17 protein-coding genes are annotated in these 25739 nt (G+C 63.7%); 14 read left to right on the top strand and 3 right to left on the bottom strand.

Annotated features, from left to right (window positions below):
- The first annotated feature begins 34 nt into the window (after positions 1-34).
- Entirely contained in the window at positions 35-763 is a 729-nt protein-coding gene (locus GEV02_RS22455; protein WP_152840184.1) for a class I SAM-dependent methyltransferase, read from the top strand.
- Here GEV02_RS22455 and GEV02_RS22450 read toward each other — a convergent pair.
- Positions 760-2292, bottom strand: coding sequence for an FAD-dependent monooxygenase (locus tag GEV02_RS22450; RefSeq protein ID WP_152840183.1), 1533 nt, complete (start codon positions 2290-2292; stop codon positions 760-762). The genes GEV02_RS22455 and GEV02_RS22450 overlap by 4 nt on opposite strands.
- Before the next feature lie 105 nt (positions 2293-2397).
- Here GEV02_RS22450 and bla point away from each other — a divergent pair, with 105 nt between their 5' ends.
- Positions 2398-3285 carry a class A beta-lactamase gene (gene bla, locus GEV02_RS22445; RefSeq protein WP_152840182.1) on the top strand — a complete coding sequence of 296 codons (888 nt, stop codon included), beginning with the start codon at positions 2398-2400 and terminating at the stop codon, positions 3283-3285.
- A gap of 29 nt (positions 3286-3314) precedes the next feature.
- A complete protein-coding gene (locus GEV02_RS22440; RefSeq protein WP_008449734.1) occupies positions 3315-3830 on the top strand; it encodes a hypothetical protein in 516 nt (171 codons plus the stop codon).
- On the opposite strand, the gene GEV02_RS22435 is transcribed toward GEV02_RS22440, so the two are convergent.
- Positions 3827-4399 (bottom strand): 4'-phosphopantetheinyl transferase family protein, encoded by a 573-nt coding sequence (locus GEV02_RS22435; protein ID WP_152840181.1) that lies wholly within the window; start codon positions 4397-4399, stop codon positions 3827-3829. The two genes, GEV02_RS22440 and GEV02_RS22435, sit on opposite strands and share 4 nt — an antisense overlap.
- On the bottom strand, positions 4396-8418 hold the full coding sequence (locus tag GEV02_RS22430) for a Pls/PosA family non-ribosomal peptide synthetase (protein ID WP_152840180.1): 4023 nt from the start codon (positions 8416-8418) through the stop codon (positions 4396-4398). Before GEV02_RS22430 ends, GEV02_RS22435 begins: the two co-directional genes overlap by 4 nt.
- Positions 8419-8560: 142 nt before the next feature.
- On the opposite strand from GEV02_RS22430, the gene GEV02_RS22425 reads away from it, so the two are divergent.
- From GEV02_RS22425 to GEV02_RS22375, 11 genes are all read left to right on the top strand, one after another.
- Positions 8561-10057, top strand: a complete 1497-nt coding sequence (locus tag GEV02_RS22425) for an AMP nucleosidase (RefSeq protein WP_408014863.1) — start codon at positions 8561-8563, stop codon at positions 10055-10057.
- 183 nt (positions 10058-10240) lie between these two features.
- A complete protein-coding gene (locus GEV02_RS22420) occupies positions 10241-13138 on the top strand; it encodes a TonB-dependent receptor (protein WP_152840178.1) in 2898 nt (965 codons plus the stop codon).
- Between the two features lie 82 nt (positions 13139-13220).
- The gene (locus GEV02_RS22415; RefSeq protein WP_152840177.1) at positions 13221-14573 is read left to right on the top strand and encodes an MFS transporter; all 1353 of its coding nucleotides are present in this window, start codon (positions 13221-13223) and stop codon (positions 14571-14573) included.
- A 19-nt stretch (positions 14574-14592) separates the two neighbouring features.
- Positions 14593-15540: a glycoside hydrolase family 43 protein gene (locus GEV02_RS22410; protein ID WP_152840176.1), complete on the top strand. Its 948-nt coding sequence runs from the start codon at positions 14593-14595 to the stop codon at positions 15538-15540.
- A gap of 93 nt (positions 15541-15633) precedes the next feature.
- A complete protein-coding gene (locus GEV02_RS22405) occupies positions 15634-16680 on the top strand; it encodes an aldose epimerase family protein (protein ID WP_152840175.1) in 1047 nt (348 codons plus the stop codon).
- 128 nt (positions 16681-16808) lie between these two features.
- Entirely contained in the window at positions 16809-18551 is a 1743-nt protein-coding gene (locus GEV02_RS22400; RefSeq protein WP_152840174.1) for an IlvD/Edd family dehydratase, read from the top strand.
- Between the two features lie 108 nt (positions 18552-18659).
- Complete coding sequence (gene araD1, locus GEV02_RS22395) at positions 18660-19652, top strand: AraD1 family protein (RefSeq protein WP_152840173.1); 993 nt, start codon at positions 18660-18662, stop codon at positions 19650-19652.
- Positions 19649-21217 carry an aldehyde dehydrogenase (NADP(+)) gene (locus GEV02_RS22390; RefSeq protein WP_152840172.1) on the top strand — a complete coding sequence of 523 codons (1569 nt, stop codon included), beginning with the start codon at positions 19649-19651 and terminating at the stop codon, positions 21215-21217. Before araD1 ends, GEV02_RS22390 begins: the two co-directional genes overlap by 4 nt.
- Positions 21218-21330: 113 nt before the next feature.
- Positions 21331-22098 carry an SDR family NAD(P)-dependent oxidoreductase gene (locus GEV02_RS22385; RefSeq protein ID WP_152840171.1) on the top strand — a complete coding sequence of 256 codons (768 nt, stop codon included), beginning with the start codon at positions 21331-21333 and terminating at the stop codon, positions 22096-22098.
- A gap of 153 nt (positions 22099-22251) precedes the next feature.
- Positions 22252-24174, top strand: a complete 1923-nt coding sequence (locus GEV02_RS22380) for a glycoside hydrolase family 97 protein (protein ID WP_152840170.1) — start codon at positions 22252-22254, stop codon at positions 24172-24174.
- A 13-nt stretch (positions 24175-24187) separates the two neighbouring features.
- Positions 24188-25735, top strand: coding sequence for an alpha-N-arabinofuranosidase (locus GEV02_RS22375; protein WP_152840169.1), 1548 nt, complete (start codon positions 24188-24190; stop codon positions 25733-25735).
- Positions 25736-25739 lie beyond the last annotated feature (4 nt).

Here is a 25739-nt window from a genome sequence, read left to right as displayed (position 1 = left end):
ATACCCGGCCCGCCGCCGGGGCATGGAGGATCGCATGGCACAGAATATTTACGACCAACCCGAATTCTTCGCCGGCTACAGCCAGCTGCCGCGTTCCGTGCATGGCCTGGACGGCGCACCCGAATGGCCGGCCATCCGCGCGATGCTGCCTGAGCTCAAAGGCAAGCGCGTGGTCGACCTGGGCTGCGGCTTCGGCTGGTTCGCCCGCTGGGCCAGCGGGCAGGGCGCCGCGCAGGTGCTGGCGCTGGACCTGTCCGAACAGATGATCGCCCGGGCCAAGGCCAGCACGCAGGCCGCCAATATCGACTATCAGATCGCCGATCTGGAGCAGCTGTCGCTGCCCGCCGGCGCGTTCGATTTTGCCTACAGCTCACTGGCCTTCCACTACATCGAGGATTTCGGCAAGCTAGCCGCGACCATCCATCAATCGCTGGCTCCGGGCGCGCAGTTTGTGTTCACGATCGAGCATCCGGTCTACATGGCGCCCTCGCAACCAGGATGGACGGCGTCCGCCGACGGCCGCAGGATCTGGCCGCTGGACGGCTATTCCATTGAAGGACCACGGCGCACCGACTGGCTGGCCAAGGGCGTGCTGAAATATCACCGCACCATCGGCACCACGCTCAATGTGCTGATCCATGCGGGCTTCAATGTGCGCCATGTGCAGGAATGGGCGCCGACGGCAGACCAGGTGGCCGCCAATCCCGGCCTGGCCGAAGAATTGGACCGGCCGATGATGCTGTTGGTCGCGGCGCAGCGCTAGATTTCGGACTTGCCGGCCCCGAAGCGCAGGTGGTAGCGCGCCACCAGGCCGCGCAGGGAATCGAGTTCCTGGCGCGGCAGGGCCAGCGCCACATGCATGTCCGGGCGGATCAGGTAGGCCGCATCGCGCAGCAGGCCCGCGTCGCCGGCGGCATCGGTCCATCGGTAGGCGTGCAGCGGCAGCAGCAGTTCGTGCGCGGCGGTGCTCAGCGTGGGCGAGGGCTCGCCGTACACGTGCAACTGCCAATCCAGCGTTTGCAGCGCATCGAAATTGTCGCGACCATCCGGCTGCGGCACCCACGGCAGCCTGTCGCCGCCTATCACTTCGCCGGCGCGGCCTCCGCTCAGATGGCTGTCCGGATAATGAATCTGCACCTGCGACAAAGCCTTGAACAGCGCTCGGCGCGCGGCCGTAAAGCCGGTCAGCACCGGGAACACATGCGGCACCAGCCAGCTGCGCAGCAACTGTCCGCCAGCGCCCTGCGAGACGATCATCTGGAAAGCGCGGTCGGTGGTGGCGACCAGCCTGCGGGCGAAAATGATGCGCTCCGCCTGGTAGGTGTCGAGCAGGGCAGGGTCGCCGCGTCCCTGCAGCACCAGGGCCAGCTTCCATGACAAGTTGACGGCGTCGCCTATGCCGGTGTTCATGCCCTGGCCGCCGGCCGGGCTGTGGATGTGGGCGGCGTCACCGGCGAGGAAGCAGCGGCCGACGCGGAACTGCGAGGCCACGCGATGATGCACGCGGTAGGTCGAGAACCAGTTCACCTGTTCCACCTGGATGCCCAGCAGCGGCTCCAGCACCGGCCGGATGTCTTCGAAGCCCGGCTCGGGCAGGGCTTCCGCTTGCGGCGGCATGATGCCGATCAGCCGCTGCATGCCGCGTGAGCGCACCGGCAGCATCAGCGCGAAGGTGTTGGCGCCCAGGTGGCCGACCAGGTCGCGGTTTTCCGGCCCCGAGGTTTTGACGTCGGCCACGTAGTACAGGTGGTCGTAGGTGCCGCCGCTGAAGTCCAGCTTCAGCGATTCGCGCACGCGGCTGCGGGCGCCGTCGCAGCCGCACAGGTAGACGCTGCTGCATGCGATGCGCTCGCCGCCCCGCACCAGCACGGCGCGCACGCCCCATTCGTCCTGCGTGAACGACTCCAGCGCGGTGTTCCATTCAACCTCTACGCCGAGGGCCTTCAACTGCTCGACCAGGAAGCGTTCGTGATCGTCCTGAGGGAAGGCCAGCACGAAAGGGTAGGGGCTGAGGCCTGCACCCATGTCCTTGAGCCGCAGTTCGGCGATGTCTTCGCCGGCTTCGCGCAGGTGGATGGCTTCGATCTTGATGCCGAGGTTGACGACAACATCGGCAAAACCAAGCTGGCGGTAGAACTCCAGCGTGCGCGCATGCACCGCCATGGCGCGCGACGCCTGGCCCGGGCCGCTGTTCTGGTCCACGATGCGGACGGCGATACCATGCCGCGCCAGCCGGATGGCGAGCACCAGGCCGGTGGGGCCGGCGCCGATGATGAGAACTTGAGGGGCCATGCGATGAGTCTACGCCCGGCGCAAATTGGGGTGCGCTCGATTGAATACAGGCTTAAGGATCGGCTGGTATGATCCGAAATATTGTTTTAACTATACCTGTTCACCATGACCGTTTTCGCTTCCCGCCGTGCCCTGTTGCTGGCGCTGGCCGCCGCCCCCTTCGCAAGCGCCGCCGATCTGCTGGATAGCCCGCCGGCCTCCACGCCCCTGTCGGCCGCCGCGCTGTTGGCCAAGTTGGAGGCGGAATCAGGTGGCCGCCTGGGCGTGGCCGCGCTGAACACGGCCGACGGTCGTCGCCTGCTGCACCGTGCCGACGAGCGCTTCCCGTTTTGCAGCACGTTCAAGATGATGCTGTCCGCCGCCGTGCTGGCGCGCGAACCGGCGTTGCTGAAGAAACGCGTGGCGTATCGCAAATCCGATCTGGTCGCGTATTCGCCGATCACCGAACAGCATGTCGGCAAAGGCATGACGGTGGCGGCGCTGTGCGAAGCCACCATCCAGTACAGCGACAACGCGGCGGCCAACCTGCTGATGAAGCAGATCGGCGGGCCGGCCGCAGTGACGGCGTTTGCGCGCTCTATCGGCGACACGGAATTCCGCCTGGACCGCATCGAGACGGAGCTCAACACCGCGCTGCCCGGCGATCCACGCGACACCACGACACCGGAGGCAATGGCGGAGTCGCTGAACAAACTGGTGCTGGGCGACGCGCTGGGCGCAGCGCAGCGCAAGCAGCTGAAGGACTGGATGCTGGGGAACACCACCGGCGACACCCGTATCCGCGCCGGCGTGCCCGCAGGCTGGCAGGTGGCCGATAAAACCGGCACCGGCGACTACGGCACGACCAACGATATCGGCGTGATCTGGCAGCCCGGTAAGGCGCCGATTGTGCTGGTGGTCTACCTCACCCAGCCCGGCAAGGACGACAAAGCGCGCAGCGAGATCCTCGCCGAGGCGAGCAAGATTGTCGTGGAAGCGTTCCGGGTCGGTTAAACTACGGCCTTACACATTAAGGCCTGATCATGACGAACCAAAAACAAGCGCCTGCGGGCCGGGTAGCCAATCCATTCCTGAACGCCGATTTCTACTCGCGCATGCGCGACTACACCGAGCGCGATGCGGCGTTTTCCAAGGAAGCCAAGGCAATTGGCGACAGCGGCGCAGGTAAGCAAGGCACCGATGCGCGCTTTGCTCCGTCGCTGGCGGTGCTGCGCTCGGTGAAGAAGAAGGGCCTGACGCTGGAAGAGATGTTGAATCGCATCGTGCAAGGCGTGGAATCGGGCCTGTGGGAGCCATGGCTGACGGCCTATGGCATCGAACTGCGCGGCGTGAACTACGCCAAGACCGGCGAGCGCAATGCCCGCCTGGCGATCGACATGAGCATGAGCTCCAAGGCGCACACGATCTTCTCCGCCGCCGGCGTGGGCAACTGGCGCAGCCTGGTGGCCGAGGACTGCGCCCAGGTGCAGATCGACAAGCCGACTGAGAAAACCCCGGCCAAACTTACCGCCATCTTCTTCCTCGACGCGCCGAACTAATTCGCGCCGGCCATCGCGAGATGGCCCACCAATCCTTCAGGCAGACCACGCAAGGCGATGCCGGTAGACGCTTCGTCGCCGGCTTGCCACTCGCTCAGCTGACGGCCGTGGCATTTCAGCCAGGCTTCGTGCCGCGTCCAGGCCTGTGCGAACCCGATAGCTCGCTTGCCGGCGGGGGCAGCAGCCAGCGCGGCGCAAACCTCCGGGCCGAGATAGTCGCGTGCCACGTTGTCCCAGTCCTGGATGTCCTGCACCCTCATCACATCGACGCCGACCGCTCCATGCAGGTTGATGGCGGCCAGCGCATAGCCTTCTTCGTGCGTGAATGAGCAGCCGATGGCGTGCTCGTCGCCAGCCAGTTTGATGCGGGGCGCCTCGCCGGGCGTGCTGTCGATGGCGATTGCGCCGGCGTCGACGCTGAGCACTGCGGCCAATGCCGTGCGCGCCGCCAGCCGGATTTGTTCACGCGCGCGTTCACGCAGAGCGCTTGTTTCAACACCGATGACGAACAGGCCATCCCGCAGCGCCGGCACAGGGCCGGGCCAGGCATGGACGACCAGCTCCATCATCTCGCCGGCGCCGCCGGGCAGCCGGCCCAGTAGCCGTTGGCCGGAATCTGCTCACCCTTCATCACCAGCGTCAGCGCGCCGAGGCGGGCGTTGTCGCCGACGACGGCGCTGTACAGCACCGCGCTGCGTGGCCCCATGTAGACGTTTTTGCCGATGGTGACGCGGTCGATCTTCATCACGCGGTCTTCGAACAGGTGGGTCTGCGGGCAGGTCAGCGCATTCAGTTCGCTGTGGTCGCCGATGTGCACGCAGTCGAATTCCGTGATGTCGGTGGTGTCCAGATACACGCCCTTGCCGATGCGCGAACCCAGCACGTTGAACGCCAGCGGCAACCACGGCGTGCCGCGCAGGTAGCGCATGAAGTTCGGCACGGCGATGCCTTCGTATAGATTGGTCACACCTTCGGACAGCCACACGAACGGCGTCCACATCGGCTCCGATTGTTTGCGGTAACGGCCGATCAGCAGCCACTTGAGCGCCACCACGAAGATGTAGTTGCCGATGCCGTAGCCCAGGCCCGCCAGCGTCAAGTCCCACGTCACTTCGGCCCAGCGGCCCGCGCCTGCTGCCGGCATCACCGCCAGCACCAGCGTGTAGCCGACCGCAATCACCAGCGCATGCGGGGCGACGATGCGGAATGCCTCGATCAGCCCGCGACCCAGTCGGCGCATAGGCGAAGGGTGGAAGGTCAGATTCTCGGGATAGCCGCTGGTCTGCTCGCGCGCGGGCAGGTTGATCGGCGGCGAGCCAAGCCAGGTATCGCCGCTCTTCATCTGGTCGTTGTCCGGCGCGCGCGAATGCACGCCGATCAGCACATGCTCCGGCAGCACCGTGCCGTCCGGGATGTAGGCGCCGTTGCCGACAAAGCTGCGGTGCGAAATCACGGTCGGCTTCATAATCATCCAGCCGCCATCGATTTCTTCGTCACCCAGCATCACTGCGTCGGCGATGAAGGTTTCGTCGCCCAGGGTCAGCATATCCGGCACCACGCCCAGCGCGGTGGAGATCTCCGCATCCTTGCCGACCTTGGCGCCCAGCAGGCGATACCAGTACGGCGCGAACACCGTCGCGTAAATGCCGTGCAGGACGTTCAAGCTCGATTCCTGGATCTGGCTGACCAGCCACTTGGCGCAGTAGGTGTTGCTGTGGATGGCCGAGCGCCCCGGCTGAAGGCGCGGCAGCACGCTCCAGCGGATGCCGGCCGACAGTATCGCCGTCAGCACGATCAACACCGTGCTGGCGGGGAAGGCCAGCAGGAAGTAGCGCAGCAGCTGGATGCGCACGTCGTCGCCCTGTATCCACGGCAGCCAGCCCTGTTCGTCGAACCAGTCGATCAGCACGAAGCTCGGGAACACCGGCATGAAGAACAGCGTGACGATCAGCAGGATGCCGAAGATGAAGAACAGACCTTCGCCCAAACGGCGCGCGGCGCCGACCTGCGGGCGTGGCGGCAGTCGGTTGGTGTCGAAGGCGCCGGTGTCGCGCGCCGGCGAACCGGCCCACACGCGGCCTGCCGGCACGCGGGCGCCGTCACCCAGCGCGGACTGGCCTTCCAGGTGGCCCAGCGCTTCGACCTGCGTATTCCCCTCCAAAACGGCGAAGGAGCTGATGCAGGCGTCATCACCCAGCGTGATCTGGCCCAGCAGCAGGCGGCCGCGCTGCACGCGGGCGTTCTCGAAGTTGACGGCGTTGCCGATGCTGACGTTGTCGCCGATGCTCAGCAGGTCTGGCGAGCGTAGCGTCATCGAGCCGATGATGACGTCCTTGCCCACCTTGGCGCCCAGCGCGCGCAGCCACCAGGCGTTGAGCGATGAGCCGCTCAGCAGATAGGCCGGCGCGGCTTCGACCAAGCGGTCGGCCAGCCACCAGCGGTAGTAGGTGACGCCCCACAGCGGATAGTCGCCCGCTTTCAGGCGGCCGGCGATCAGCCATTTGCCGGCGATGGCGATGCCGAATTCGCCGATGGTCGCCAGCAGGAACACGCCGACCGAGGCGGCGATGGCGCGCACCACGGAGTCGCCCGGATCGCCGGTGAAGAAGTGGTAGGTGAAGAACGGCGCCAGCCACTGCGCCATGCGCAGCGCCACCAGCGCCGGCATGGCGGCCGCTTGCGCCAGGCCGCAGGTCCAGCGCTTGAGCGTGGAGGGAGGCGTCCAGTCGGCTTCCACTTCGGCCGCCTTGGGCGCGTCGGCCAGCACTTGCGCGATCTTGCCGATCTGGCGCTGCTGGTAGATGTCGCGCACGGTGATGTGGGCGAAGCGCGGGTCGGCGCGCAGGGCCGAGGCCAGGCGCGCGGCAAAGAAGGAGTGGCCGCCAAGGTCGGTGAAGAAGTCGGCCTGGCGCAGCACCGGTTGGCCGGGGAACAGCGCGGCCAGCGCGGCGAACAGTGCTTCCTCGGCCGGGGTCTCGGGCAAGTCGGAGTCTTCGCTGCCGCCGGCCGGCGGAGCGCTCAGCGGCATCGCCTTGAGCGCCTTGCGGTCGATTTTGCCGGAGGTCAGGCGCGGCATGGCTTCCTGCATTTCGTAGCGGCCCGGGACCATGTAAGGCGGCAGCTTGGCGGCCAGGCTGGCGCGCAGCGCCTTGCTGTCCAGTTCCACGCCCGCTTCCGGCACGATGTAGGCCACCAGCTGGTCGATGCCGTCGTCCTTGCGCAGCAGGACGGCCACGGTGCCCACGCCTTCCTGTTGCGCCAGCACGGCTTCGATCTCGCCCAGCTCCACGCGGAAGCCGCGTATCTTCACCTGGTCGTCGGCGCGGCCCAGGCACAGCACTTCGCCGTCGGCGTCGATGCGGGCCAGGTCGCCGGTGCGGTACAGGCGGCCGTCATGCGCGCCGCTGGACCAGGGATTGACCAGGAATTTTTCCGCCGTCAGGTCGGGGCGACCGAGATAACCAGCTGCCAGGCCTGGGCCGGTGATGCACAACTCGCCGATTTCGCCGCGCGGCAGCAGCCGCAAGGCGGGCAGGGCGTTGACGTCGATGACCAGCAGGCCGTAGTTGGGCAGCGGCGTGCCGATGGTCACCGGATGGCCGGGCTGCAGGCGCGCCAGGCTGGCCGACACCGTCGCTTCGGTCGGGCCGTAGGTGTTGAACATCTGGCGACCGGCGCGCGACCAGCGCTCCACCAGCGATTCCGGGCACATCTCGCCGCCCAGGTTAATCAGGCGCAGGCTTGGCACCTCCTGATTGAACAGCGCCAGCAGCGTAGGCACGGCGTGCAGCACCGTGACCTGGTTTTCATCGAGCATGCGCGGCAGCGTTTCCGGGTCGCCGCTGATTTCCTTGGGGCCGATCCACAGCGTGGCGCCGGCCAGGTAGGCGATCCAGATTTCTTCGAACGACATGTCGAAGGCGACCGAGAAGCCTTGATACACCTTGTCCTGCGCCGTCACGCCGAGCACTGCGTTCTCGCTGCGCAGGAAGTGGCAGATGCTGCGCTGGGTGATCAGGATGCCTTTCGGCTTGCCGGTCGAGCCGGAGGTGTAGATGACGTAGGCCGGCACGTCGGGCGAAACCGCGCCGCGGCGCGACAGCGTGGCGCCATCGGCCGGCGCGGCCAGCAGTGTTTCGGCGGTCCAGACGGGGCGGCCGATATCGGCCAGGCGCGGCGCGAAGGCGGCGCAGGTCAGCACGCCGGCGCCGTCGGCGTCGTCCAGGCACACTTGCAGGCGGTCGACCGGCGTGTCTTCATCGACCGGCAGCCAGGCCGCGCCGGCCTTGGCGATGCCGGCTTGCAGCACCAGCAGCTCGATCCCGCGCGGCAGCCACAGGCCGACGATCTGGCCCGGCTGCACGCCCGCATCGATCAGACGCGCCGCCACCAGGTCGGCCTGGGCGTTGAGTTCGCCGTAGCTGAGGCGGCGCTCGCCGAAGATCAGCGCGGTCTGGCCGGGGTTGCGGGCGGCGCTCGCTTCCAGCAGATCGGCCAGTATTTCTTCGCGCAGCAGTTCGCCTTGCGGCGCCCCGTACAGAATGTCTGGATGCGATTGCGGAATGTGCGGCGATACTGGGTCGTTCATGCTGATACTTTATTTTGTGTTGGCGGGTGTCATTGTACGGTACGCCTGTGCGTTCCCCTAGAGGGAGAATGCAAGTTCCGCTTACAGCCTTTACAATAGGAAATATAAGGAACTACCTGCGCCACCAAGGAGCCAAATGTCCATGACCCGTCCGTTTATCGCCCCCCTGCAATTTGACGATCCGATTGCTGCCTATGAACAGGTGTTGGCCATTTACGAGGCCAACGTCGCCCACCTGCGCGACGCCATGAAACGCTTTGTCGCCGGCGAGGATGTCGGCGAGCATGTGCGCGGCTGCTATCCCTTCGTGCGCGTCCATACCGACACCGTGGCCCGCGCAGATTCGACGCTGGCCTTCGGCTTCGTCGCCGGCCCCGGCACCTACGAGACCACGCTGACGCGGCCCGACCTGTTCGCGCGCTATTACCAGCAGCAGTTCAAGTTGCTGTTGAAGAACCACGGCAGCCACCACCTGCGCATCGAAGTGGGCACCAGTTCGCAGCCGATCCCTATCCATTTCTCGTTCGCCGAGCACGAGCACATCGAAGGCAATATGAGCGCCGAACGGCGCCTGCTGATGCGCGACGTATTTGACCTGCCCAACCTTGCCGCGATGGACGACGGCATCGCCAACGGCACCCACGAGCCGCCGCCGGGCGAGGCGCAGCCGCTGTCGCTGTTCACGGCCCCGCGCGTGGACTACTCGCTGCAACGCCTGCGCCACTACACCGGCACCTCGTGCGAGCACTTCCAAAAGTTTGTGCTGTTCACCAACTACCAGTTCTACATCGACGAATTCGTCAAGCTGGGACATGAGCTGATGAGCCAGGCGTCCGGCGCGCCGGGCGACGATTACATCGCTTTCATCGAGCCGGGCAATATGGTCACGCGCCGCGTCGGCCAGGAGGTGCAGGCCAACGACGCGCACGGCGCACCGCCGCCGCGCCTGCCGCAGATGCCGGGCTACCACCTGATCCGCGCTGACGGCACCGGCATTTCGATGGTCAACATCGGCGTCGGCCCGGCCAACGCCAAGACCATCACCGACCACATCGCCGTGCTGCGGCCGCACGCCTGGCTGATGCTGGGCCATTGCGCCGGCCTGCGCAACACCCAGCAGCTGGGCGACTACGTGCTGGCGCACGGCTATGTGCGCGAGGACCATGTGCTCGACGAAGATTTGCCGCTGTGGGTGCCGATTCCGCCGCTGGCCGAGGTGCAGGTGGCGATCGAGGCCGCCGTGGCCGAGGTCACGCAGCTGACCGGACATGATCTCAAGCGCGTGATGCGCACCGGCACCGTCGCCAGCACCGACAACCGCAACTGGGAACTGCTGCCGCAGCGCACGCCGGAACGCCGTTTCAGCCAGAGCAGGGCGATCGCGCTGGACATGGAAAGCGCCACCATCGCCGCCAACGGCTTCCGTTTCCGCGTGCCGTACGGGACTTTGTTGTGCGTGAGCGACAAGCCCATGCACGGTGAAATCAAGCTGCCCGGCATGGCTAACCAGTTTTATCGCGACCGTGTTGACCAGCATTTACGGATCGGCATCCGCGCGCTGGAACTGCTGCGCGCTTTGGGGGTGGACAAGCTTCACAGCCGCAAGTTACGCAGCTTTACGGAGGTCGCCTTCCAGTAAAGTCATGCAAAAAATGCATGAGGCCCGCCAAGCGCGGGCTTTTTTATTGTTTTTCCTGCCTGTGCTGATACTTTTTTTGGTATCAAAAACCCGAAAAAATTGATTGGTTTGTTTTTTGCTCAGACCCTAAGATGATTTTGAGGTCGTAGCACAAAACTATAAAACAGATAACACAGGAGACGTATGAACCAACTATTGACCGGGACTTTCGAGTCCCAGGCGAAGCATCGCCTCGTCCTGAAAACCGGCGTCGCCGTGCTGGCCGCAGCCGGCGTGCTCAGCAGCGCCTCGGTGTGGGCGCAAGCGGCCGCCGAAAAGACAGAGCCGAAAGATACCGCGACCGACACCGCGACCGTGGTCGTCACGGGCGTCAAGGCATCGCTGATCAAGAGCCTGGCGATCAAGCGCACCAGCGACCAGGTCGTGGAATCGGTCGTTGCCGAAGACATCGGCAAGCTGCCCGATAACAATGTCGTCGAAGCGCTGCAGCGCGTTACGGGCGTACAGGTCACCAACCGCGCCGGCGGCGAAGTCGGCACCTTGTCCATTCGTGGCCTGCCCGACGTCCAGACCACCTGGAACGGCCGCAATATTTTCACAGCGTCCGGCACGCAGGTGGCGCTGCAGGACATTCCGTCGACGCTGGTGCGCCAGATCGACGTCTACAAGACGCGTGACGCCAGCCAGCTGGACACCGGAATTGCCGGTCAGGTAGACGTCAAGTCGCTGCGGCCATTCGATTTCAAGGGGCCGAAAGTGTCGCTGTCGGCGCGCGAAACCTATCTCGATCCAGCCAAAAAGGCGAATCCGCAGCTCAGCGGCATGTTGAGCAACCGCTGGGAAACCGGCATCGGCGAAGTCGGCGCCCTGGTCAATCTGTCGGCCAGCGAGACGAAGTACCGCAATGAAAGCGTGACGCCTGGCGCCATGGTGCCGTTTGTCAGCCCCAATGCTTCCGAAGTTCCGCCAGGTTACACGCCCTTGCAGCGCATCTTCGACAACAATATCTGGGCGCCTGGCACCCATACCGGCTTGCCGATGGCCGCGGGTTCAACACTGGATTTCAACGGCAAAGCCTATCCGTATTACCTGGCGCGTGACGCCGTTTTCCAGAGCGACGTTCAGGGGAAGCGCGAGCGTCAGGCCGCCAATCTCGCCTTGCAGTGGAAGCCTAACAGCGATTCGGTCTACACCTTCGAATCGATGTACAACGGTTATCGTGACAAGTCCTTCAATCAGTTGCTGTTCAGCTTTGTCGACTGGTGGGGCGATCTCGGCAGCAACCCTGCGGGCTCGATCACGACGTACCCGGGAACCAACGTCATCAAGACCCGTAAGGTTAATAACGTCTATGGCTTCAACAGCGGCGACTACACCACGTCGGCAACCGATTCCTACGTTTATGCCTTGAACGGCAAGTGGAACATTGGCAACCGTCTGAAGCTGGAAGGCGATCTGTCGTATCAGAGCAGCACCTTTCACTCGGAATTCACAGCCACCCGCATTGATCGCGTTGCCCCTTCGATCGACGTCGACTTCAATGCCGGCGGCGGCAACACGGCCTTCCATTTCAATAACGATGCCGACCTGACCGACGCGAGCAAGTGGAATGTCGCGCAGTTCTACGATAACGCCAATCGCAACAAGGGCAGCGCCGCGACGGCCAATCTGTCAGGCGTCTACGATGCCGGCTGGGGTGCGCTGGAGACGATCCACTTCGGCGTGCGCTTCGACGACCGCAAGGCGTCGGAGGCTAACCGCACCCAATCGAGCACTCTGAACCGCAACCTCGCCACGCTGGGGCCGGAGTATTCCTCCACCAACTCGAACTTCGGCACGGCCATTTCGGACGTTCCTCGCTCGTGGGTGGAGCCGAATGCCTACTACATTCGCGACCATATCGACGACTGGCGCAAGCTGTTTAACTCGGTCGATCAGAACTTCCTGACCACGGACAAGCTGAGCCTGCAGCAGACGTTCGCGGTCGAAGAAAAGACGAGCAACCTGTTCATGATGGGGAATACCCAGAACGAGCTGTTCGGCCATCGCCTGCGCGGCAATTTCGGCGTGCGCTACGTGAAGGTCGATACCGACATGACCTTCTACAAGGTTGATGCCAGCACCAAGGCGGTCACGCCGTCCAGTGCCAGCAAGTCGACCAGCAAGGTCTTGCCCAGCATGACGCTGATTTACGATCCGTCCAAGGACGTGGTGCTGCGCTTTAACTATGGTGAAACCCTGCGCCGCCCGAACTTCGGCGATCTGAATCCTGTCCTGCAGCTCGGTGACGACGTGTCGAAGGTGGGTTATGGCTCGGGCAGCGGCGGCAATCCTGACCTGAAACCGACGCACTCCAAGAACCTGGATCTGACGGCTGAGTGGTATTTCCAGAAGGACAGCGCACTCTACGGCACGGCGTTCAAGCGCAAGATCGACGGCCTGGTCGTGGGCTTGCGTCGCAAGGTGCACGTCGATCCGGCGAACGACCCGTTCCGCAACTCGACCTCGGGCGGCGACCATACGAACGGCTATGACTACGTCATCAACTCGCCGGTCAACGCCTCCAACGGCACGATCAGTGGCGCCGAGCTCGGCTTGATCTACTTCCCGAAGGGGCTGCCGAGCTTGCTGGACGGTCTGGGATTCCAGGGCAGCTATACGCGGCTGACCTCGTCGCAGAACGTGCCCGACGCCAATGATGCCGGCGTCATCGTCTCCCAGCTTGAGACACCGTTCTTCGGCGTGTCGAACAGTTCCTACAACGCCACCCTGGCGTACGAAAAGGGCCCGGTCAGCGCACGCTTGTCCTATGTATGGCGCTCCGGCTTCCTGGCCAGTAACGAAGCCGCCTTGTTTGCCAATCCGATTGGCATCTGGCGTCATCCGGAAAAGAGCGTCGACATGCAGATCTCCTATAAAATCAACGACAACATGTCGGTCGATATCAGTGGAGTCAACTTGACGAACGAAGTACAGCAGCAGTACTACCACTTTGGCAGTGCGGGTAACGCGCAGTTGACCAATTTCGGTACGCTCCAGATCGGACGTTCGGTCTCGGTTGGCTTGCGCTGGAAGATGTAAGCCCCGACGGTCAAGAACGTTCCCGTCTTGTTGTGTTGACGTCATTCCCGCTCGCGGGAATGACAACCTGCTGGAGTATTCGATGTCGAATCAAAAAATGTCTTTGTTGGAAAAAGTGGGCTTTGGCGCCGGTGATATGGCGCTGAACGTGGTGATCTCGTCGATGATGTTGATCATCACCTTCTTCTACACGGACATCTACGGCCTGAAGACGGTCGACCTGGCGCTGATGTTTGGCGTGGTGAAGTTCGTCGGCGCGCTGGCCGACCTGACGATGGGGCAGATCACCGACCGCTTTACCAGCCGCTGGGGGCGCTATCGTCCGTGGCTGCTGCTGTTGGCCGTGCCGTATGGGCTCAGCGTGTTCTTCGTCTTCACCACGCCCGATTGGGGCTACAGCGCCAAGCTGGTGTGGGCCTACTCCACCTACATCATCATGACCATCATGACGGCGGGCGTGGGCATTCCGTACATCTCGCTGCCCAGCGCCTTGTCCAAGGAGCCGCAGGAGACCCTGTCCGCCAACGGCTACCGCCTGTTCTTCGCCAAGATCGGCGCCTTCATGGTGACGGTCATCGTGCCGCTGCTGTCGGAGCGCTGGGGTGGCGGCAACGCTGCCGCTGGCTACCAGTTTGCCATGGCCGTCATGGCCGGCATGGGCGTGCTGCTGTTCCTGTTCTGCTTTTTCACCACCCGCGAGCGCGTGCAGCACGTGGTGCAGCGCCAGTCGCTGTGGGAGCAGGTCAAGGTGCTGGTGAAGAACGACCAGTGGCTGATCCTGTGCGGCGTCTGCGTCACCGGCACCATCGGCTATGTGGTGCGCGGCTCGGTGGCGATCTACTATGCCAAATACTATCTCGGCGCGGACGGCCCGACCATCTCGGCCTTCCTGTCGACCGGCGTGGTGGCCGCCATCCTGTCGATGATCGCGTCGACCTGGATCACCAAGTTCTATTGCAAGGTCAATCTGTTCCGCTGGACGCAGATCGGCGTGGGCGTCATCAGCGCCGCGATCTACTTCTTCGTCGGGCCGGGCGACACCGTGCTGGCCTTCGTGCTGTATTTCCTGCTGTCGTTCGTGGTGGATTTGCATGCGCCGGTGTTCTGGTCGGCCATCGCCGAGACTATCGACTACGGCGTGGTCAAGACGGGCAAGCGCGTGTCGGGTTTCGCCTTCGGCGGCATCTCGGTCTGCCAGAAGGCGGGCATGGGCATCGCCGGTGTTTTGGTCGGCAAGCTGCTGACGCATTTCGCCTACGTGCCCAACGTCGAGCAGACCGCGTACGCGCTGCACGGCATTGTGCTGATGATGACGCTGATCCCCGGTTTCTTCCATACCGTGATGGGGCTTTTGATGTTCAAGTACCGTATCAACGACGAGTACTACACCGAGGTCAAGGCGGAAATGGGAGTCAAGGGTTATGTGGCAGTCTAATTTTTTGGAAGTCGAAGCAATGGAAGATGTACTGAATCCGCTGATCGAGCAGCGCGCCGATCCTTTTATCATTCGTCACAGCGACGGCTATTACTACTTCACCGCCTCGGTGCCGCAGTACGACCGCATCGAACTGCGCCGCGCGAAGACCATCGCCGGCCTGGCGGATGCGGCCAAGATCGATGTCTGGCACAAGCCGGACAGCGGACCGTATAGCGAACTGGTTTGGGCGCCGGAGCTGCACTTCAACGATGGCGCCTGGTACGTCTACTTCGCCGCCGCGCCGAGCCGCGAGATCAAACACAAGCTGTTCCAGCACCGCATGTACGCGATCCGCAACGCCAATCCGAATCCATTGGAAGGCGAGTGGGAGTTCATGGGCCAGATCGACACCGGCATCGACACCTTCTGCCTGGACGCCACCACCTTCAGCCACAAGGGGCAGCTGTACTACCTGTGGGCGCAGAAGGACGTGGCCATCGAAGGCAATTCCAACCTGTACATCGCGCCGATGAAAACGCCGTGGCAGCTGGGCGGCCCGCCGGTCATGCTGAGCAAGCCGGAATTCGACTGGGAGATACGCGGCTTCTGGGTCAACGAGGGGCCGTCGGTGCTGAAGAAGAACGGCAAGATCTTCATCAGCTACTCGGCCAGCGCCACCGACGAGAACTACGCCATGGGCCTGCTGTGGGCGGACGAGGATGCCGATCTGCTGGACCCGGCCGCGTGGACCAAGACACCGCAGCCGGTGCTGCAAACCTGCTACGAGCATGGCGTGTACGGGCCTGGGCATAACAGCTTCACCGTCGGCGACGATGGCGAAACCGTCATGTTGGTTTATCATGCGCGCACCTATACCGAGATTATCGGCGATCCGCTGTGGAACCCGGACCGGCACACCTACGTCAAGCCATTGAAATGGGACGGGCAGGGCATGCCGGTTTTCGGAAAGCCATCGTTGGCTTAAAAGCGTCGTTCCCGCGCAGGCGGGAATCCATAGAACACAAGCGGCGGCCACGGGAGCGATTCCCGTCGGCCGCCGTTGCCATAGAAAGCACTCATGCAGCCAACCATCACCAGTTCGCCCTTCGGCCCTGACGCCACGCTGTACACACTGACCAACGCCAACGGCCTGACCGTCAAGATCAGCACCCTCGGCGGCGTCATCACCGAAATCCACACCCCCGACCGCAACGGCCAGCTGGCCGACATCTGCCTGGGCTTCGACGACCCCGCCGCCTACCTGGGCGAATCCCACTATTTCGGCGCGCTGATCGGCCGCTACGGCAACCGCATCGCCAACGGCCGCTTCACGCTGGACGGCGAAACCCACCAGCTGGACGTCAACAACGGTATAAACCATTTACACGGCGGCCAGGACGGCTTCCACCGCCGCCTGTGGGAAGCCGAATCCTTCGCCACGCCCAAATCCGCAGGCCTGATCCTGAGCTACCTGAGCCCCGACGGCGAACAAGGCTACCCCGGCAACCTGGAAGTCACGGTGATCTACGAACTGCGCAACGATAACGAATTGCGTATCGCTTTCCACGCAATCAGCGATAAAGCCACGCCGGTCAACCTGACCAACCACGCCTATTTCAACCTGGCCGGCAAGGGCGACATCCTGGCCCACGAACTGACCATCGTGGCCGACGCCTACACCCCGGTGGACGGCGGCCTAATACCGACCGGCGAACTGCCACCGGTGGCCGGCACGCCGTTCGATTTCCGAACGCCGCACGCGATCGGCGCGCGCATCGACGCGGACGACGAACAGCTGCGCCACGGCGCCGGCTACGACCATAACTTCGTGCTGAACAAATCGCAGACCGGCGCGCTGGAACTGGCGGCCCGCGTGCGCGATCCATCGTCCGGCCGCGTGCTGGAGGTGGTGACGCAGGAGCCGGGCATCCAGTTCTACAGCGGGAACTTCCTGCACGACGGCATGCAGGGCAAGGGCCGCATCTACGGCCATCGCAGCGGCTTCTGCCTCGAACCGCAACACTATCCCGACTCGCCCAACCAAGCCGAATTCCCATCGACGATACTGCGCCCCGGCGCGGAGTACACCACCGTCATGGGCTACCGCTTCTCCGTCGACGACTGATACTCATTCCGGTATCAAAGTCGAATAATAATTTATTGGAAAGATATCTCACTACAACTTAGTATGGCTTATCGATACGGGGGCATGACAAGCACGTCCCCGTACAGGAACATACTGAGGAGATATGCATGTCTGATAACGACAAGAAGGTGAAACTGCGTTCCGCCGAGTGGTTTGGCACCCAGGACAAGAACGGTTTCATGTATCGCAGCTGGATGAAGAATCAGGGCATTCCTGATCACGAGTTCCAGGGCAAACCCATCATCGGCATCTGCAACACCTGGTCGGAACTGACCCCTTGCAACGCCCACTTCCGCAAGCTGGCGGAACACGTCAAGCGCGGCATCCTGGAGGCCGGCGGCTTCCCGGTTGAATTCCCGGTGTTCTCCAACGGCGAATCCAATCTGCGCCCAACCGCCATGTTGACCCGCAACCTGGCCAGCATGGACGTCGAAGAATCCATACGCGGCAATCCGATGGACGGCGTGGTGCTGCTGGTCGGCTGCGACAAGACCACGCCCGCGCTGCTGATGGGCGCCGCGTCGGTTGACATTCCTACTATCGTCGTCAGCGGCGGCCCTATGCTGAACGGTAAGCTCAATGGCAAGAACATCGGCTCCGGCACCGCCGTATGGCAGCTGCACGAGCAGGTCAAGGCCGGCGAAATCACGATGCACGAATTCATGTCGGCGGAATCGGGCCACTCCCGTTCCGCAGGCACCTGCAACACCATGGGCACCGCATCGACGATGGCCTGCATGGCCGAAGCGCTGGGCACCACGCTGCCGCACAACGCCGCCATCCCCGCCGTCGATTCGCGCCGCTACATCCTGGCGCACATGTCGGGCATCCGCGCCGTTGAAATGGTGAAGGAAGGCCTGACGCTGTCGAAGATCCTCAAGCGCGAAAACTTCGAGAACGCGATCCGCGTCAACGCCGCCATCGGCGGTTCGACCAACGCCGTGATCCACCTGAAAGCCATCGCCGGCCGCATCGGCGTCGACCTGGAATTGGAAGACTGGACCCGCGTGGGCCGCGGCACGCCGACCATCGTCGACCTGCTGCCGTCGGGCCGCTTCCTGATGGAGGAGTTCTACTACGCCGGCGGCCTGCCGGGCGCGATCCGCCGCATGGGTGATGGCGGCCTGGTGCCGCATCCGGATGCGCTGACCGTCAACGGCAAATCGCTGTGGGAAAACTGCAAGGAAGCGCCGATCTACGACGACGAGGTGATACGTCCGCTGGAGAATCCGCTGCTGAAGGATGGCGGCATCTGCATCCTGCGTGGCAACCTGGCGCCACGCGGCGCGGTATTGAAACCGTCGGCCGCCACGCCGGAGCTGATGCAGCATCGCGGCCGCGCCGTGGTGTTCGAGGACTTCGAGCATTACAAGAGCCGCATCGTTGATCCGGAGCTGGAAGTCGATGCCAGCTCGGTGCTGGTGATGAAGAACTGCGGCCCGAAAGGTTATCCCGGCATGGCCGAAGTAGGGAATATGGGCCTGCCGCCGAAACTGCTGGCGGCCGGTGTCAAGGACATGGTCCGCATCTCGGATGCGCGCATGAGCGGCACCGCTTACGGCACCGTGGTGCTGCACGTGGCGCCGGAAGCGATGGCCGGCGGCCCGCTGGGCATCGTCAAGGACGGCGACTGGATCACGCTCGATTGCGCGGGTGGCCTGCTAAATCTGGAGATCTCGGATGCGGAAATGGCGGAACGCCAGGCCGTGCGCGTCGCCGGCTCCGCGCCGGGGCCGAAGACAGGTTACCAGAAACTGTATATCGAACACGTGCTGCAAGCCGACGAAGGCTGCGACTTCGACTTCCTGGTCGGGAACCGCGGCTCGGCCGTGCCGCGCCATTCGCACTAACCACCACCCTCGTCGTTCCCGCGAAGGCGGGAACCCATAGAACGCCTGAGTGCATGCTCAGCATGGATTCCCGCCTGCGCGGGAATGACGGGATGCAAAGGAGACTATATGCTGCTCGTACAATTCAAGAACGAACAAGGCGCGCGCCAGATCGGCGTGCTGGAACAGAACACCATCCGCGTCATCGAAGGCTATGCCACGACCTACGCGCTGGCGCAGGACGCGATTCGCAAGTCGGTCGGGCTGGCCGAACTGGCAGCCAAGGCCGCCGGCCAAGCCGTGCTGGCGTTCGACGCCGTGGCCGCAGCGGGGGGCTTGCTGCCGCCGCTGGACCACAGCGACGACGCCCACTGCTACGTCACCGGCACCGGCCTGACCCACCTGGGCAGCGCCGACACCCGCGACGCCATGCACAAGAAAATCGGCGGCGATGTCGAATCCCTGAGCGACTCCATGAAGATGTTCCGCATGGGCGTGGAAGGCGGTAAGCCTGCTGCGGGTGTAGCGGGCGTGCAGCCGGAATGGTTCTACAAGGGCGACGGCTCCATCGTCGCCGCCAGCGGCCAGGCCCTGAACATGCCTGACTTCGCGCTCGACGGCGGCGAAGAGCCTGAAGTGGCGGGCCTGTATGTGATCGGCGACGATGGCCAGCCATACCGAGTGGGCTACGCCATCGGCAACGAGTTCTCGGATCACGTGACCGAACGCCAGAACTACCTGTACCTCGCACACTCCAAGCTGCGCGCCTGCGGCCTTGGCCCGGCGCTGCTGGTCGGCGAAGCACCTGCGCATATCGAAGGCACGTCGCGCATCTACGACGTGGAAGGCAAAGTGCGCTGGCAGAAGGCTTTCTTCAGCGGCGAACAGAATATGTCGCACACCATCGCCAACCTGGAGCACCACCACTTCAAGTACCCGCTGTTCAAGCGTCCCGGCGATGTGCACATCCACTTCTTCGGCACGGCGACGCTGAGCGTGGCCGACAACATCGTCGTCAAACCCGGCGAGACGTTTGAAATCGAAGCGTCGCAATTCGGCCCGGCCCTGCGCAACAAGCTGGCCGTGTACAAAACCGAAGTCGCGAAAGTGAAAGCATTATGATCATCACCGGTGAAGCACTGATCGGCGGCGTGGCCGTCAAAGGTACGGGCGGCGGTATCCGCGCCTACAACCCAACGTTGCAACAGCAGATGGAGCCGGAGTTCTTCGGCGTCGATTTCGCGCAGATCGATCAGGCCTGCCGCCTAGCCGACGCCGCGTTCGACACCTTCCGCGCGTTGAGCGACGAGAAGCGCGCCGTCTTCCTTGAAACCATCGGCGACCAGATCATAGCGCTGGGCGATGTGCTGGTCGAGCGAGTGATGGCCGAAAGCGGCCTGCCGCGTGCGCGCGTCGAGGGCGAGCGTGGCCGCACCGTCGGCCAACTGAAACTGTTTGCCAACCTGCTGCGCGAAGGCTCTTGGAACGATGTCCGCATCGACCAGGCCTTGCCGGAACGGGCACCGCCGCGTCCGGACCTGCGGATGCGCATGATCGGACTCGGTCCGGTCGCCGTCTTCGCGGCCAGTAACTTCCCGTTGGCGTTTTCTGTAGCAGGCGGCGACACCGCGTCGGCGCTGGCGGCCGGCTGCCCGGTCGTGCTGAAGGCGCACTCCGCGCATCCCGGCACGTCGGAGCTGGTGGGCCGCGCCGTGGTCAAGGCGGTTGAACTGTGCGGACTGCCGGCCGGCGTGTTCTCGCTGCTGACCGGCAGCGGCAACGGCATCGGCCAGGAGCTGGTGCGCCATCCGGCCATCAAGGCGGTCGGCTTTACGGGTTCGCGTAGTGGCGGCCTGGCGCTGATGGCCGTTGCGGCCGCGCGGCCGGTGCCGATTCCCGTGTATGCGGAAATGAGTTCGATCAATCCGGTGCTCCTGCTGCCGCGCGCCCTGGCTGCGCGCGCCGAGGACATCGCCGCCGGTTTCGCCGCTTCGCTGGTGCTGGGCGTGGGGCAGATGTGCACCAATCCCGGTCTGGTGATTGGTATCGCCGGCCCGGACCTGGACCGCTTTTCCCATGCTGCGGCACAGGCGCTGGCGGGTGGCGCTGCCTGCGCGATGCTGTCGCCGGGGATCGCCGGCAGCTTCCAGCGCGGCATCGCGCAACTGGCGGAACATACGGACGTGAAGACGCTGGCATTGGCGCCGCAGTCGGAAGGCAAGGGCGCTCCGGCGCTGTTCGTCGCCAGCGGCGAGGCTTTCCTGGAGCAGCATGCGTTGTCGGAAGAGGTATTCGGCCCGGCTTCGCTGGTGGTCGCATGCAAGGATATCGTGGAACTGCACAAGGTGTTGGAGAGCTTGGAGGGCCAGTTAACGGCCACGCTGCAACTGGACGACGGCGATCTGGATCTGGCGCATGCGTTGCTGCCTGTATTGGAGCGCAAGGCGGGCCGCATTCTGGCCAACGGCTTCCCGACTGGAGTTGAGGTGTGCAGCGCGATGGTGCATGGCGGGCCATTCCCGTCGACGTCCGATGGCCGCAGCACGTCCGTGGGGACGGGGGCTATCTCGCGCTTTCTGCGTCCGGTGTCGTATCAGAACCTGTCGCAGGCGCTGCTGCCGGAGGTATTGCGCGACAACGGCGCCGCAGCCTGGCGCTGCCGCGACGGTGAACTGACGCGCAGCTAAGCAGAATCAGTATGGGTTCCCGCTTTTGCGGGAACGACCGCGCCTCGTCATTCCCGCGAAAGCGGGAATCCATACTGAGCTGGCAAATACCGATAAAAAAAGCAGGAGACTGTATGACCCAATTGGCCAAATTTGGCAGCTTGCGTGGCAAGCGTGTATTCATCACCGGTGGCGGCACCGGCATCGGCGAGGCGATGGTGATTTCCTTCGCCGAGCAGGGCGCGCAAGTGGCGTTCGTGGACATCGCCCGCGACGCCAGTCTCGCGCTGGTCCGCCGCGTGAAGGAAGCTGGCTATCCCGAGCCGCTGTTCCGCCAATGCGACATCACCGACATTCCGGCGCTGCAGGACACCATGTCCGAGATGGTCGCCGCTGTCGGCGACTTCGACATCCTGGTCAACAACGCCGCCAACGACCAGCGCCACGAAACGGCGGAAGTAACGGTGGACTACTGGAACGAGCGCATCGCCATCAACCAGCGGCCGATGTTCTTCACCTGCCAGGCCGTATTGGCGGGCATGAAGAAGAAGGGCGCCGGTTCGATCATCAACGTCGGTTCGATTTCGTGGCATGTGAAAAACGCAGGCTATCCGGTGTACGCCACGTCCAAGGCGGCGGTGCACGGGCTCACGCGCGGGCTGGCGCGCGAGTTCGGCGCGCACGGCATCCGCGTCAACACGGTGACGCCAGGCTGGGTGATGACCCAACGCCAGATCGACCTCTGGCTGGACGACGCGGGCGAGCAGGACATCAAACGCAATCAGTGCCTGCCGACCAAACTGATGCCGCAGCATGTGGCGTCGATGGTGCTGTTCCTGGCCGCCGAAGACGGCGCCATGTGCACCGCTCAGGAGTTCATCGTCGACGCAGGCTGGGTATAAAAACGATGGGGTCAAGTCTGACATTTGGACACGGCCTCTGCTTTAGTCGTTGCTACAGCAGAGGCCGTGTCCAAATGTCAGACTTGACCCCAGCCCCGGAGACAGCCGCCCGATGAGGCGGTGGGGATACATAACCATAAAAAAGGTAAGAACATGGTAAAGACATGTTTCTCCGCGCTGGCGCTCGCCGCCAGCGCAATGACGGCTGCCGTCGCGGCGCCGGTGCTGACCAGTCCCGATCGCCACGTCAGCGTCACGCTGCATTCCGTCGGCGGTGGCGCGTTGAGCTACTCGATCTCGCGCGACGGCAAGCCGGTGCTGCTGGCTTCCACCCTGGGCCTGCAGTTGCAAGGGGCCGACCTGGCCAGCGCCTTGACGTTGACCGCGACTTCCAAAGCCCGCTCCATCAACGACCAGTACCAGATGGCGGTCGGTAAAAAGAGCATCATCAGCTACAGCGCCAACGAGCAGACCTACACTGTGCGCAACCCGCAGCAGCAGGCGATGGACATCGTGTTCCGCGTATCGAACGACGGTGTCGCCTTCCGCTACATCGTCGCCGAGCCTGCGCTGCCGCACAAGAAGCTGATCCAGGAACGCACCACCTTCGCCTTGCCTCCCGCAGCCAAGGCTTGGCTGCAACCGATCGCCGTCGCGCAGACCGGGTGGAGCCGCACCAATCCATCCTACGAAGAGCACTACCAGATGGACATCCCGGTCGGCACGCCATCGCCGTCACCGGCGGGCTGGGTGTTCCCGGCGCTGTTCAAAAGTGGCGACAACTGGGTGGCGATCTCCGAAGCCAGCATGGACGGCAGCTTCCAGGCCTCGCGCCTGGCGCCCGAATCGAAGGGCGGCATCTACAGCATCGGCAATCCGATGGCCGCTGAAGTCTACCCCGGCGGTGGCTTGCTGGCGGAAGTCGACGGCACGCTGACGTCGCCATGGCGCCTGCTGGCATTGGGGCCGTTGAAGACGGTCGTCAACTCCACGCTCGGCACCGACCTGGCCGCACCGGCCATCGCCTTCGACAAGCAACTGGTCAAGCCCGGCCACGCTTCGTGGAGCTGGGCGCTGATGAAGGACGACGCCACTGTCTACGACGTGCAGAAGAAGTTCATCGACTACGCCGCTGACATGCACTGGGATTACACCCTGATCGACGCCGACTGGGACCGCAAGATCGGCTACGACAAGATCAAGGAGCTGGTCGGCTACGCGGCGATGAAGAACGTCGGCATTCTGCTCTGGTATAACTCGTCCGGCCCGTGGAACGATACCGAATACTCGCCCAAGAGCCAGTTGCTGACGCACGAGCAGCGCGTGGCCGAGTTCAAGCGCCTGCGCGATATGGGCGTCAAGGGCGTGAAGATCGACTTCTTCAACGGCGACGCGCAATCGATGATCGCCTACTACATCGCCATCCTGCGCGACGCTGCGGATGCTGGCTTGCTGGTCAACTTCCACGGCGCCACGCTGCCGCGCGGCTGGATCCGCACCTGGCCCAACCTGATGACGATGGAAGCCGTGCGCGGCATGGAGTTCACCACCTTCGAGCAGGTCGACGAGGACAAGATGCCGGCCCACGCCGCCATGCTGCCGTTCGCCCGCAATCTGTTCGATCCGATGGACTTCACTCCGATGGTCTTTGGCGATATCCCCAAGATCAAGCGCAGCTCCAGCAATGGCTTCGAACTGGCGACATCGGTGCTGTACATCTCCGGCATCCAGCACTTCGCCGAGATCCCTGAGGGCATGGCGACCGTGCCGGCCTACGTTAAATCTTTTCTACAGGAGCTGCCGCGCAGCTGGGACGATAGCCGTCTGGTGGATGGCTACCCGGGCCAATACGCCGTCATAGCGCGCCGCTCCGGCGACACCTGGTACGTCGCCGGCATCAATGCCACCGGCGCAGACAAGACGCTGATGCTGGACCTGTCCTTTGCCAACGCCAGGCAGGGCACGATCATCGGCGACGGCGACGCCGAACGCAGTTTCAGCCAGCGCAGCATCGCAGCGGTTAAGAAAGTGGAAGTAACGATCAAGCCGCACGGCGGCTTCGTCATAAAACTATAAACAGGAGATCACAATGAACCAAATCAAACATGGCGTACTCGCCCTGTGCCTGCTCGCCTCGGGCGGCGCGTTCGCAGCTGACACCATCGGCCTGACCATCGACGCCGGCAAGCCGGGCGCCGTCATCAACAAGGACATCTACGGCCAGTTCGCCGAACACCTCGGCACCGGCATCTACGAAGGCATGTGGGTCGGCCCGAAATCGAAGATCCCGAACACCAAGGGCTGGCGCAACGACGTTGTCGGCGCTTTGAAGGCCATGCACGTGCCGCTGGTGCGCTGGCCTGGCGGCTGCTTCGCCGACGAATATCACTGGAAGGACGGCATCGGCCCGCGCGAGAAGCGGCCGGTCAAGGTCAACACCAACTGGGGCGGCGTGGAGGAATCCAATGCCGTCGGCACGCACGAGTTCTTCGACCTGGTCGACCTGCTGGGCGCCGATGCCTACGTCAACGGCAACCTTGGCACCGGCAGTGCACAGGAGATGTCGGAGTGGATCGAGTATCTGACCTCGGACAGCAAGTCCACGCTGGCCAACCTGCGCCGCAAGAATGGCCGCGACAAGCCATTCAAGGTTGCCTATTTCGCGATCGGTAACGAGGCCTGGGGCTGCGGCGGCAATATGACGCCGGAACACTACGCTGACCTGTACAAGAACGTCGAGACCTTCCTGCGCGCGCCGCAGCAATACCGTCCGAAGATGATCGCCAGCGGCGGCAACGACAACGATGTGAGCTGGTCCGAGGTGCTGAGCAAGCAGCTGAAGCGCCAGACCGACGGCATCAGCTTCCACTACTACACCATCCCGACCGGTAAATGGGAAGTGAAGGGCGCGGCCACCGGCTTCCCGGAGAACGAGTGGATGTCCACGATGTCCAACACGCTGCGCATGGAAGACCACATCCGCAAGAACTCCGCGGCGATGGACAAGAACGACCCGGAGAAGAAACTGGGCCTGTTCGTCGATGAATGGGGCACCTGGTACGACGTGGAGAAGGGTACCAACGCCGGCTTCCTGTTTCAGCAGAACACCCTGCGCGATGCGGTTGTTGCAGCGCTTAACTTCAACATCTTCCATGCCCATGCAGACCGGGTGCGCATGACCAATATCGCGCAGATGGTCAACGTGCTGCAATCGATGATTATCACCGACAAGGACAAGATGGTGCTGACGCCGACCTATCACGCCTTCGAGATGTATGTGCCATTCCAGGGCGCGGCTTCGCTGCCGCTGACGTTGTCGAACAATCCGCCGTACGCGCTCGATGGCGCGAGCGTGCCGGAGATCAGCGCATCGGCCGCGCGCGGCACGGATGGCAAGCTGTATCTGGCGCTGGTCAACACCAATCCAGCGCAGGCTGCGGAAGTGGCGATCAACGTGCCGGGGCAGGCCATCAAGGCCGTCAAGGGCCGCGTGCTGACCGCTGCCGCGATGGACGCGCACAACACCTTCCAGGCCCCGCAGGCCATCAAGCCGGCGCCTTACAGCGCCACGGCCGTCGATGGCAAGCTGACGGTGAAGGTTCCGGCGAAGGCTGTCATTGTGGTCACGGTGGAGTAAGGCC

The sequence above is a fragment of the Rugamonas aquatica genome, assembly GCF_009380215.1.
Classification (GTDB): Bacteria; Pseudomonadota; Gammaproteobacteria; order Burkholderiales; family Burkholderiaceae_D; genus Rugamonas; species Rugamonas aquatica_B.
This window is presented reverse-complemented; position numbering and strand designations above follow the sequence as displayed.

Coding starts and splice junctions, on each gene's coding strand:
- GEV02_RS22375 (WP_152840169.1), top strand. CDS start 24,188: ATGAACCAAATCAAACATGGCGTACTCGCCCTGTGCCTGCTCGCCTCG.
- GEV02_RS22410 (WP_152840176.1), top strand. CDS start 14,593: ATGGAAGATGTACTGAATCCGCTGATCGAGCAGCGCGCCGATCCTTTT.
- GEV02_RS22385 (WP_152840171.1), top strand. CDS start 21,331: ATGACCCAATTGGCCAAATTTGGCAGCTTGCGTGGCAAGCGTGTATTC.
- GEV02_RS22420 (WP_152840178.1), top strand. CDS start 10,241: ATGAACCAACTATTGACCGGGACTTTCGAGTCCCAGGCGAAGCATCGC.
- GEV02_RS22425 (WP_408014863.1), top strand. CDS start 8,561: ATGACCCGTCCGTTTATCGCCCCCCTGCAATTTGACGATCCGATTGCT.
- GEV02_RS22440 (WP_008449734.1), top strand. CDS start 3,315: ATGACGAACCAAAAACAAGCGCCTGCGGGCCGGGTAGCCAATCCATTC.
- GEV02_RS22415 (WP_152840177.1), top strand. CDS start 13,221: ATGTCGAATCAAAAAATGTCTTTGTTGGAAAAAGTGGGCTTTGGCGCC.
- GEV02_RS22400 (WP_152840174.1), top strand. CDS start 16,809: ATGTCTGATAACGACAAGAAGGTGAAACTGCGTTCCGCCGAGTGGTTT.
- GEV02_RS22450 (WP_152840183.1), bottom strand. CDS start 2,292: ATGGCCCCTCAAGTTCTCATCATCGGCGCCGGCCCCACCGGCCTGGTG.
- GEV02_RS22405 (WP_152840175.1), top strand. CDS start 15,634: ATGCAGCCAACCATCACCAGTTCGCCCTTCGGCCCTGACGCCACGCTG.
- GEV02_RS22435 (WP_152840181.1), bottom strand. CDS start 4,399: ATGATGGAGCTGGTCGTCCATGCCTGGCCCGGCCCTGTGCCGGCGCTG.
- GEV02_RS22455 (WP_152840184.1), top strand. CDS start 35: ATGGCACAGAATATTTACGACCAACCCGAATTCTTCGCCGGCTACAGC.
- GEV02_RS22430 (WP_152840180.1), bottom strand. CDS start 8,418: ATGAACGACCCAGTATCGCCGCACATTCCGCAATCGCATCCAGACATT.
- araD1 (WP_152840173.1), top strand. CDS start 18,660: ATGCTGCTCGTACAATTCAAGAACGAACAAGGCGCGCGCCAGATCGGC.
- GEV02_RS22390 (WP_152840172.1), top strand. CDS start 19,649: ATGATCATCACCGGTGAAGCACTGATCGGCGGCGTGGCCGTCAAAGGT.
- bla (WP_152840182.1), top strand. CDS start 2,398: ATGACCGTTTTCGCTTCCCGCCGTGCCCTGTTGCTGGCGCTGGCCGCC.
- GEV02_RS22380 (WP_152840170.1), top strand. CDS start 22,252: ATGGTAAAGACATGTTTCTCCGCGCTGGCGCTCGCCGCCAGCGCAATG.